This is a genomic window from Holosporales bacterium (genome assembly GCA_031263535.1).
In the GTDB taxonomy this organism is placed as follows: domain Bacteria; phylum Pseudomonadota; class Alphaproteobacteria; order UBA3830; family JAIRWN01; genus JAIRWN01.
The window spans coordinates 1-11038 of sequence record JAISFO010000009.1; the positions used below are offsets into that span (position 1 = coordinate 1).

Consider the following 11038-nt stretch of genomic DNA (forward strand, 5'->3'; position numbering starts at 1 on the left):
AGAGGTTATCGTTCGTTTAAGGCCTACAGAGGCCGCCATTGAGGAGACTTTCATGAATTCCAACCCGTCTTCGGCCCTAAAGCTTGGGGCAGCAAGGGCGGCAGCCATGCTTGCGCCAGCCCATGCCGGTATCGAAGTCAATGAATACGGCGCAAATAAAATAAAAAAGGCCGTAGTGGGCGTTGGACATGCCGATAAAGCGCAGATCGCAATGATGATCAGGCGGCTGCTTCCAACTTGCCCAGATATAAAGGACGACGCCGCTGACGCTTTGGCTGTGGCCATATGTCACGCTAATTGGAGCCCGCATTTAAGGATAACCAGCTGAATGTTTAACTTTTTACGCGGTAAAGTTTGTGATGTTTCAGATAACCACATAACAGTAGATACTGGGGCAATCGGATACAGGGTATTTTGCCCAAGGCCTTCGCTCGAGAAGTTCCAGAGCCAGGGACAGGTTGAGGTTTTGGTTTATACAGAATTAATGATCAGAGAAGACGGTTGGTTGTTGTATGGCTTTGCAAGTCCAGAAGAGCGAGAGTGGTTTAAATTGCTGCTTACGGTGCAAGGGGTTGGGGCCAAAGTTGCCTTATCGATACTTTCCGTCTTAACGCCGGCGGACGTTTTTCAAGCGATTTTTTATGAAGATAAGGCCAAACTGTGCATGGCCGATGGGGTTGGCGGCAAACTCGCCCTAAGGATAATTAACGAACTAAAGGATAAAAAAATGCCGTCTCAGCAGCCGATCGATATTTCATCTGCAGCTGGCGTCGGATCTACTGCAGGCCCGACAGGGGTTATTTTGGATGTTACCTCAGCGCTGGTAAATCTGGGATACAAAAAAGCCGATATTCTGAATGTTTTAAAAGATGTACCGTCCGAGCAAGGCTTCGAAGAGGTATTTCGCCAAGCCCTCGGAAGACTTACGTCGTTATAGAGGAATTTTAAACGTTATAATATGAAGGAAGGGATTTTATCTCCTCATGACCAGGAAGCTGATACTGAGCACATCGCCGAAACGCGTCCGCAATACCTACGTGATTTTATCGGCCAGATTAAGCTTAAATCAAATCTTGACGTATTTATAAAGGCTGCCAAATCGCGTGCGCAGGCAATTGACCATACAATATTCTATGGCCCGCCGGGATTGGGCAAGACTACGCTAGCCCAGATAATCGCCCGCGAAATGGGCGTTGGCTTTAAGGCCACCTCTGGCCCTATGATTGCCAAAGCAGGGGACCTTGCCGCGCTACTTACGAACCTTTCGACTAGCGACGTTCTTTTTATAGACGAAATTCACAGACTTAATCCCCTAATCGAGGAAGTCCTGTACCCTGCTATGGAGGATTTTAAGCTTGACCTAATCATCGGTGAAGGGCCAGCTGCACGGTCCATCAGAATCGATCTGCCAAGATTTACCCTGGTCGGGGCAACTACCAGATCGGGCTTGCTTACGTCGCCGCTTAGGGACCGCTTTGGCATTCAGATGCGTCTGGATTTCTATAATCATCAAGAGCTTGAGACAATCATCAACCGCAACGCGTCTATCTTTGGCGTAGAGATAGAGCACGAAGGCGCCTGGGAAATTGCTCAACGCTCACGCGGAACGCCAAGAATTGCTTGTCGACTGCTAAGGCGCGTGTGGGATTTTGCGGTGGTCAAAGGTGTTGGTAAAATTGACAAAGCGATTGCCGACCAAGCCTTGACAAGCCTTGAAGTCGATAATTTAGGTCTAGACATGATGGATCGACGATACCTAAAGTGCATTGTTGAGTTCTATAACGGCGGCCCGGTCGGGGTAGAGACCCTCTGCGCCGTACTGTCCGAGCAAAGGGACGCAATCGAAGAGGTAATAGAGCCATTTTTGCTTCAACAAGGCCTTGTACAGCGAACCTCTCGCGGAAGGGTAATCACAGATTTAGGGTATGGCTATCTTGGTCTCGACAAACCTTCATCACTAAACAAAAACTGTGACGACAGTTCTTTAAAACTGTTTTAATAATTTGCATCAGTTAGCTTGTAAAAAAAACTTGACTTTAGTCAAAAAGTAAATTATATATATCTATATAATAGTTATTGGATGTCAAAATGAAGAGAGTAACATTATTATCGCTTTTGGTATTACAAAGTGCTTGGTCAGCAGCACCACAATCAGAACTTATACAGGCCGTAAGCCCTGAACAAGCCACAAAATTTGGTAATCTATGCCTTAAAGAGATGGGAGTAGATGAACATTTTGAGGCCGTAGTTTTACCCACCTCTGTTCAATCTGAAACCAACACGCCTGGTTATGCTGATCCGTTAATACTTGGCTTTGGGCCACATATCATCAAAGTAAGTAGGCAAAGAGGATCGGGAGAACTTGAAAGCGCTTGTTTTCTGCAACAACACTTAGATTCACAATTTGGTGATCAGCCCATTCCGGATAATTTGCCAAGAATCATCAACATCAAGTATTTCTCAGTAATCTCGCCCTAACAAGCCCCAGATAGTATGAACATAAAAGTTTGGAATATTAGTCAATTTATTAGTCAATTGAGCGGTGAGTGTGTGGAAGATGAAATTATAAGCAGCAGAATTAATGCGCTTATGGAAATCTCGTACTGTCGTTGTGAAACTGTTCCTGAAAGTGCTAACGAATGGTCGATTCAGTTTATGGAAAGGGCTCCTGGAGTTACGCTTTTTGACTTTTTCGGTATTACTGAGCATTTGGGTCACACTAGTACACCAAGAATGGGATGGCCAAGCGCTTTTCCAGTAATGAAGAAATTTGGCCAAGCTGTAAGGGCTTTAAATGACAGCCAGATCATCCATGCAGATTTGCACTTTCATAATGTGTTCATAAATACATCACTTTTAGAGTCAACTTCTATAGAATTAATCCCAAACAGAAAATTACTCACGTTTATAGATTGTGATGGAGCAAAGCATCCATGCAATCCTCTGGCTCCACCACCATCACCAATCTTAAAAGATAGATTGTCTTGGGAAGCCGGTAAAACATTGTTACCGCCCCTACACTTATGTGCTTTTAAAGAACACGCACCATTTATGTTTGATTTGGTTGCAAATTTTCTTAATGGATATAACGAAGGTGTATGCGTCAAAGTAGAACTAGATCATAGTAAAATAAATTCAATGTTAGCGATCATTAGCGATCGATATGTTCGGGCGCAGAGAAGTGACTTATCAGATATCTGTAAAGATCTTCACCTTAAGAGCGAGGTATTCGAAGCAGTATATAAACATGTGCAATTGCCAGGAGTGGAATTATTATATAATGGTGGATATCTTCTTACTGCGTCGGAGCTATTCGAAACAGTATGCAAAATTGCTCATGAAATGCCTTTCCTTGAAAGGCCAAATTCAATTGGCGACCACTTTGTATCATCTAGGCACGATTGTATTCCTGACATAATACTTCTTGGTACTGCATTCTTTGATGTGCCTGAGCAGACAGTTATGGATATAAGGCACGAGTTAGGAATTGCGCCACAAGCACATCACAAGTGGCTGTTTGCTGATCATATCGATCCAGAATTTCCTGCCGCCGATCAATAATACTTGCTGAAAGGCTGCTTTACTTCAAGGTAAAGTGGCCTTTATAAGTTCAGTGACTCGCTATTTGACTCGGCTTTTAGTTTGACCAGATACCCCGGGGGCGGCTGGTTTGTTATCATTTACAGCTTTGCCTGATTGTTTAGGCTCTCCGGCCTTAACTGGCTCGTCAGCGGTCGAATCGTCCAAGATTTTTCTAAGCAAAATTGCCCGGTATAGATAAACCCCGTCTCTGTAAATCAACAGCGCTACTTTGTCTTTTTTGTGACTGATATTCATAAGTTTCGCCAGAAAATCAGCAACGTTATCAACGGGGGTTTGATCTATCTTTACGATAACGTCGCCTTGGCGGATATCCTTTTCTGCGGCGTCGGAATTACGCATAGTATTGATAATAACGGCTCCATTAAGGGTGTTTGGCAAGTCGAAGGCCTTTCTAAGCTCCGCTGATACGTCTGTTAAGGACAGGCCAGCGCTGTAAATATCTTTCCCTCTTATGCCGTCAACAGATGGCTCTAGGGCGTCATCTCCGACCTCGGCGCTGTCGTCACGGTATCCGACCATGATGCTGAGGGTGATTTCCTGACTGTCTCTCCTCACCTTAATCGGCAGCACCTTACCAACAGCAGAATTAGCAACAATTTTGGATAATTGAGATTCGTCATTTATGGGCGTATCGCCGATTATCATGATGATATCACCTTGCTGCAAGCCAGCCTTAGCGCCCGGCGATCCGGAAGTGACTTTGGTTACCGTTACGCCACGCAGTTTTGCCAACCCCAGGCTTTCCGCAACATCGGCTTCCAACAGTTCAACAGAAACGCCGATCCAGCCACGGCGCATTTTTCCAAAAGCCTTAAGTTGCTTGATCGCCTTTTGCAAAAAATTAGATGGAATCGCAAAATTCAGGCCGCTGTTAACACCAGTATCCGAGAATATGGCAATAACCATGCCTATGGCTTTGCCGTCGGCAGTAAACAAAGGCGATCCAGAGTTGCCTCGGTTGATAGGCGCGTCCGTTTGGATATAGTCAATTATATCGTCGCCAATTATGCCTCTGCACCTTGCCGATATATTTCTGGCCAAAAAGGAAACTATGCCTTTAGTGACTGTAAACGGAAAGCCATATGGATTGCCGACCGACAGGACCCATTCGCCTACTCGCACATTGTTTGAATCGCCAAATTCCACAGGGGTTAAGGGAACATCTACTTCAATCTTAAGCAAGGCGATGTCCATCTTTTCGTCATAGCCAACGATCTTTGCCTTAAATTCTTTATCGTCATGAAGGGTGACGATAATTTCCTTGATGCCTTCTACAACGTGATAATTGGTAACTATATAGCCAGTTGAGTTCACTATAAACCCCGACCCTAAAGGCGTGTTGCGCTTGCTGTCAACAAACTCGAACAGCTCCTTAATCCCATCAGAGCGATAATCTGCTTCTGACAGTTCGTTCGATTGATTATCCAGCTTACCTTTGGCAGAGATGTTAACTACGCTTACAAGCAGCTTAGGAATTATATCCACAAAATCGGCCGCTTGTGCCTCAAGCGCGGCGAACCACCTCACCACAAGCACAGAAGCAATAACTTTCGCTGTTATAGGCTTTAACATTTGGATAGATTCTACACCCTTTAAGCTCTTGAGTCTCAATCGAAATCAATTCAGGGCATGGTATTAGTCTTTAGTTGCGAATTTATTAAAAAACTTAAAAAAACCACCGTCTGGCGACACTACAATTTTGGTATTTTCTGGAGCGCAGGATTTTCTGTACGCTTGCATAGACCGATAAAACTCAAAGAAAGCTGGGTTTTTGCTGTATGCGTCTGCGTAGATTTTGCCGGCTTCCGCTTCGCCTTCTCCAATCAAAATATCAGCTTTCTTATTGGCTTCGGCGATCTTTTCGGCTTTGGATCTGTCGGCCTCGGCCCGGATTATCTGCGCTTTCTCTTCGCCTTCTGCACGAAGCTGCCTGGCTTCGCGCTCACGCTCGCTGATCATGCGCTTGCATATGGCCTCAGTGTTTTCACGCGGCAAGTCCATCCGTTTTATACGCATGTCCAAAACGTCAACCCCAAGGTCTTTGGCAGCTTTGTTAACCTCGCGGCAAAGGTCGTCCATGACTTTTGACCTAGAATCAGACAGTATGGCCGACAAGTGCGCATTGCCCAGCACGCTGCGCAGGCTTCCCAAAACCATCGCCGCCAAGCGCCTTTGAAGCCCTGATTCATCACGCACTGTTTGATAAAATTTCAATGGATCGGTAATCCTGTAACGCCCAAAAGCATCAACAACAAGGCGTCGCCTGTCGCCAAGCGTTACCTCAAGCTCAGCTAAATCAATCGCTAATAACCTTTTTTCAAAGAAAATGGCCTCGTCAATCAAGAATGGACACTTAAAATGCAGCCCAGCTGTGCTGATTACCCGAATTGGATTGCCGAACCGCACGATAAGCGCCTGCTCAGTCTGCCGAACGACAAATATGCTGCTTAAAAGGCCAATTGCGGCTAGTACGCAGAAAGCCGTTACTAAGAATCCTATGCGACCAAACCTATTTGGCATCTGTAATTCCTTAAAACCTGTATAACATCGTTACTGTAAGAGTTCCAATGCGATTTTATCCCTTTTTGATCCTTACTCGTGTCACTCATCTTTGTCGGGCACGACGTCAAGTATTGCGCCGATTCTTTTTATTACGCGTGAGGCAACAGGTGCAGCGTTCCAGCCAGCGGCAGCAAATCCAAAGGTATTCTTATTGGCTTTGGGCTCGTCTAGCATTATGAAAATAAGGTATTTAGGCCGATCTGTTGGAAACGCGCCAATGAAAAAGCACATGTTAGAGTTTTTGTTATAAGTTTTGCCCTGCAGTTTCTCTGCAGTGCCAGTTTTGCCAATCACGTGATAGCCAGAGACTTCGGCTTTTCGGCTGGTGCCTTCCTCTACCACTAAGCGCAGCAAGCGAACCATCTTTTTGGATGTAGCTTCCGAGATTATCCTTTTTGTTGCCTTGTGGTCGGCATTTTTGCCCTTCAGAATAGTTGGCAGTAACAACAGCCCTCCGTTTAGGATACTCGCCACCCCAACAACCATGTGCATAGGGGTTAGAGCTATACCATAACCGTAAGAGACGGTGATAATTGTCGGCTCTCGCCAAGTCTTTGAATAAAGTGGAGCCTGCAGCTCTGGTAGCTCGAGCCGTACAGGGACAAACATCCCAAGATCCTGATAGAACTGCCTTTGTATTTGTCCACCAACTTGTAAAGCCATACGCGCCGCGCCAATATTGGATGAATATTTGAATACTTCTTCTGTTGTTAAGGGGCGGTTATGGGGATGAAAATCTTTGATGTGATGGCGACCAATGTTAAGTGGGGCGGTCACGTCAAAAATGCTGTCAAGGCGAACCCTACCGCTCTCCAGCGCCATGGCGGTTGTGAATATCTTGGCGGTAGAGCCAGGCTCCATAACCGCGCATGTACATTTATTAAATTTATTTTTGGGCGGAGTTTTTGCGTATTGATTAGGATCAAAATCCGGCAGCGAGCACATAGCCAGCACTTCGCCAGTTTCAACCTCATAGATTATCCCCGACGCACCCGTAGCGCTAAATTCAGCCATGCCGACAGACAGCTCATCACGCAAAGCATGTTGAAGCCTTATATCAACTGAAAGCTGAAGGGGTTCAGAATTTCGTATAATTCTGTTGTTTTCTGAGTATTCTACGCCCGCAATGCCGATGTTATCTACATCAGTAAAACCCAGCACATGGGACAGCAGGTTCCTGTCAGGATATATACGGCGCTCTGTGTTTATGAAATATATGCCCGGAATCCCCAGGGATAAAAGTGCTTCTTGCTGTGCCGGCGTAATGTGCCTTTTGACCCAGATGAACCTTTTTCCGCTCTCCAGACTTTGTTTGACCTTGCGAAAGTTTAGGTCTTTAAATATCTTTCTAAGCCCCTCAACCGCCTCACCAATATTGATAACGTCTTTGGCATTTGCGTAAACCGAGACTGTTGGCAGGCTCGTCGCCAAGATCATACCGTTACGATCAAACAGATCGGCACGAACTAAGTTGGCGTTTTGTTGTTGTATTACGTTTCTGTCATGATCGCTGAGTTGCGGCTGAAACGAAAGATAGACAATTCTGGTAATTATCGCCAAATTTACAATACAAAAACACACCAGCACGAATAATATGCGCTGGCGTAATACCACCAATGCGACAGATATCGTGTCGTACCTGCCGCCGACAATTTCCCTAAAATAACCTCCAGTTTTCCTGGTGAATTGCCTCATTGACCACGAGCATCTGTTGCCAACAGCTTTTTAGGCTTAGGGGCCGATACTTTTACTAACAAACTTTGCAGAGGATCGACCCTTACTATGCGGGCTCTGCCGTTCAAACGAGCCTTAAATTCGCTGAGAGAGAATAACCTGTTAACCTCAGTTTTATCAAGGACCATATGGCGACTTGCTAGCCTTTGAAGCCTTTTAGGCGCAGTCAAATAGCGCAGTTCTGCTGATAAAATCTTGATATCACACTGCGTGCGGGCGATTTCCCGTTCAAGCCCTTGAGCCTGAGAATTTAAATCGGCAACCTTGTACTTAAAGTTAAATAGACCACATCCTGCAAATACGACAGCAACCAGCAGTACTAGCCTATTGACACCAAACAACTTTCAAAACTCCCGCACAAGGCCCCTCAGTTTAGCCGATCTCGCCTTGTGGTTAAGCGCCAATTCCTCTGCTCCGGGCACTATTGGCTTTTTGTTTATCAGGCGAAATTGTTTTTCATTCGACCGTTGTAGCGCAAAATGCTTAAAAAAATGTTTAACAATTCTGTCTTCAAGCGAATGAAAAGCTACCACAATTAAACTTCCTTTCACTGATAACAACTCAATGGCCGACCTCAACGCAATTTCCAAATTTTCCAGCTCGTTATTGACAAAAATCCTAAGGGCCTGAAAAGTTTTTGTCGCTGGATGTATTCCCTTATATGAATTAATAACTGATTTTACAATATCGGCAAGCTGTTTCGTAGAGGATATTTGTTGATTTATTCGCCCATTTACAATGGCTTTTGCGATTTTTTTTGCCTTACGCTCTTCTCCATAGTGATAAATTATGTCGGCCAACCGAGCTTCGGTATAGGTATTAACTACCTCCAGAGCGGATATGCCGTGACCGCTCATGCGCATGTCAAGCGGTCCATCTAAATTGAAGGAGAATCCTCTATTTTGTGTCTCGAGTTGCATAGAAGACACACCAAGATCAAAAATTATACCGTCTATTTGCTTTATTTCGTATAAGGCGATGATATTTTTTAAATTGATATTGTTTTCGTTTACAAACTTAAAGCGCGTTGGGGCCAGTTGCTGTATTTCGCTGGTAAAGCTGATTAAGTTTGGATCTTGATCAATGCCAAGAACGAAGCTGTTAGGAATGCTCTGTAGTATTTTTTTAGTATATCCTCCGGCGCCGAAGGTTGCATCTATGTAAAAGCCACCTTCCTTGTGTGGAAGCATGGCCATGACTTCGTTCAATAAGACTGGAACATGGCCTGGCATTTGCCGACAATACTGCTGAATTTATACTTACATCAAGAAGAAACGCTTGATTTTCGTACTCGCTTAGTCAATTGCGATAATGGAATTTACTGAAAAATCATCACTGATACTAAAGCAAATATGGGCAGCAGTATTGCGCATGACCACTTTATATAGCCGAAAAACGATGGCATTTCATACCCATAGCTCTGTGCGATAGATTTAATCATGAAATTAGGGGCGTTACCTATGTAGGTTAAAGCCCCAAAAAACACCGACCCTAAAGAAACGGCCTTCAGTACGTGCGCCCCTGCGTTCATAAAGTAATTTGGATCACCGCCCGCCAGATGGAAAAACGTCAAGTAAGTCGGCGCATTATCAAGTACAGACGACAAAGCACCGGTTAACCAAAAGCATTTTGACGCCGAGAGCTCACCGCCTTGGGACAGCCATGCGAATAGTGGCCCAAATGGCCCATCTGCGCCCATATGAAGGATATGCTCAACCGGAATTAGGGTTAAAAATATTGCAACAAACAGCTCTGCCACTTCCTTTAATGGCCCAAACGAGAAGTCATTGTGACGGCGGATATCCTTTGGAGTAGTTGCAAGCGAAACCGCGGACAATATCAACAAAATTAAATCCCTTATCAAGGAGGCAATTGGCAGCGTAATGCCAAATATTTCTACTGCCCCTATATTTATTACGCCGCTAAGCATAACGGATGAAACCGCGACCACCAGCAGCAATATATTGCGCTTGCCTTTAACCGCGATTTGAGTTTTACCAGCATGCTCAAACTGGCAGCCCTCCTTTTTCAGCAGATATGAGTCCACTAAATACAGCGCGCCTAGCATTCCGAATATTACCGGATATACAGCGCTGGACAGGTGCCTTAGCGACCAAAAAAAATCTACTCCGCTTAAAAACCCAACAAACAAGGGCGGATCACCAATTGGGGTAACTCCACCGCCGATATTGGCAACTAGGAATATGAAAAATATGACTAGGTGGGTATTATATTTCCTTTCTGCATTTAGCCTGAGGAGCGGACGAATCATGACCATTGCTGCGCCAGTTGTGCCTATCCAGCTTGCGCTCAAGGCCCCAATACCTACTATCACAACATTAACTGTTGCGGTAACTTTGCTGAATACAGTGAAATATATCCCGCCTGTGATTATATAAAGCGCGGCAATAAGTATGATGAACGGCAAAAACTTGGACAACATGGTATCGCTTACGATTGTGGTGAACTCAGGCAAGCTGTGGCTCATGCCCAACGCGGCACAAATCAGCAAACTCCAAAACAGGAACACTTTGCCAGAGTTTTTATGCCAAAAGGCTGGCGCTAAGACAGGAAGTGCCGCAACTGACAACAACGTCCCAACAAACGGAACCGTCCAATAAGCTGAGTATACCATCGTGACCTAACCTTATATTCAAGGTCAGCATAGCTGCCTATTTTGCTAGGTGTCCAGAAAAATTGGCTTTACTAGCGGCCTAATGATTGAAACAACGAGTCTATATAGACACATTTGGTGGAGCCGAGGGAATGCAAACTCGTTATAAAAGCTTCAGTATTTCTGCTGCGTTGAAATGCATATGAATTCGAATTCTTAGAAATTTGGTACCAATTTTGGTACCAAAACATTGATGCTGCCCTTCTGTGAATTTTGCATTTATCCATGCGAGTTTACTGTAATCCGTATGCATTCAAAAGAAAAAAGAAATGTGTTACAATACTTTTGTTAAGGAGAGTGTTTTATGAAAGCTGAAGAAGAATCCGCGCTGAAGGTTCTGCCGACCAATGATATTATCTTTAAGATGATATTTTGCGACCAGAGGCATTCAAATGTTCTGGTCAGCCTGCTTAATGCAATAATAAAACCTGAAGCTCCTATCAAAAGTGTGAAAATCGAAGGTAC

Annotated in this window: 11 protein-coding genes; 5 read left to right on the plus strand and 6 right to left on the minus strand. The window is 44.7% G+C overall.

Going from position 1 to position 11038, the window contains the following annotated elements:
- The 5 genes from LBL30_00935 to LBL30_00955 form a co-directional block, all read left to right on the plus strand.
- The coding region (locus LBL30_00935; protein MDR1031674.1) for a crossover junction endodeoxyribonuclease RuvC at positions 1–328 on the plus strand (328 nt) is incomplete at its 5' end.
- Positions 329–937, plus strand: coding sequence for a Holliday junction branch migration protein RuvA (gene ruvA, locus LBL30_00940; GenBank protein ID MDR1031675.1), 609 nt, complete (start codon positions 329–331; stop codon positions 935–937).
- A gap of 21 nt (positions 938–958) precedes the next feature.
- On the plus strand, positions 959–1999 hold the full coding sequence (gene ruvB / locus LBL30_00945; protein ID MDR1031676.1) for a Holliday junction branch migration DNA helicase RuvB: 1041 nt from the start codon (positions 959–961) through the stop codon (positions 1997–1999).
- Positions 2000–2088: 89 nt separating this feature from the next.
- Positions 2089–2478, plus strand: coding sequence for a hypothetical protein (locus LBL30_00950; protein ID MDR1031677.1), 390 nt, complete (start codon positions 2089–2091; stop codon positions 2476–2478).
- 15 nt (positions 2479–2493) lie between these two features.
- Positions 2494–3561 (plus strand): hypothetical protein, encoded by a 1068-nt coding sequence (locus LBL30_00955; GenBank protein MDR1031678.1) that lies wholly within the window; start codon positions 2494–2496, stop codon positions 3559–3561.
- Between the two features lie 60 nt (positions 3562–3621).
- Here the strand turns inward: LBL30_00955 and LBL30_00960 are convergent, their stop codons facing one another.
- The 6 genes from LBL30_00960 to LBL30_00985 all read right to left on the minus strand — a co-directional run bounded on the left by LBL30_00960 (position 3622) and on the right by LBL30_00985 (position 10534).
- The gene (locus LBL30_00960; protein MDR1031679.1) at positions 3622–5175 is read right to left on the minus strand and encodes a trypsin-like peptidase domain-containing protein; all 1554 of its coding nucleotides are present in this window, start codon (positions 5173–5175) and stop codon (positions 3622–3624) included.
- A gap of 63 nt (positions 5176–5238) precedes the next feature.
- Positions 5239–6123 carry a protease modulator HflC gene (gene hflC, locus LBL30_00965; GenBank protein MDR1031680.1) on the minus strand — a complete coding sequence of 295 codons (885 nt, stop codon included), beginning with the start codon at positions 6121–6123 and terminating at the stop codon, positions 5239–5241.
- Between the two features lie 81 nt (positions 6124–6204).
- Complete coding sequence (locus LBL30_00970; protein MDR1031681.1) at positions 6205–7860, minus strand: penicillin-binding protein 2; 1656 nt, start codon at positions 7858–7860, stop codon at positions 6205–6207.
- The gene (locus tag LBL30_00975) at positions 7857–8240 is read right to left on the minus strand and encodes a hypothetical protein (protein MDR1031682.1); all 384 of its coding nucleotides are present in this window, start codon (positions 8238–8240) and stop codon (positions 7857–7859) included. The genes LBL30_00970 and LBL30_00975 overlap by 4 nt, the downstream gene beginning before the upstream one ends.
- Before the next feature lie 3 nt (positions 8241–8243).
- Positions 8244–9131, minus strand: coding sequence for a 16S rRNA (cytosine(1402)-N(4))-methyltransferase RsmH (gene rsmH, locus LBL30_00980; protein ID MDR1031683.1), 888 nt, complete (start codon positions 9129–9131; stop codon positions 8244–8246).
- A gap of 86 nt (positions 9132–9217) precedes the next feature.
- Positions 9218–10534: a sodium:proton antiporter gene (locus LBL30_00985; GenBank protein MDR1031684.1), complete on the minus strand. Its 1317-nt coding sequence runs from the start codon at positions 10532–10534 to the stop codon at positions 9218–9220.
- Between the last annotated feature and the right edge of the window lie 504 nt (positions 10535–11038).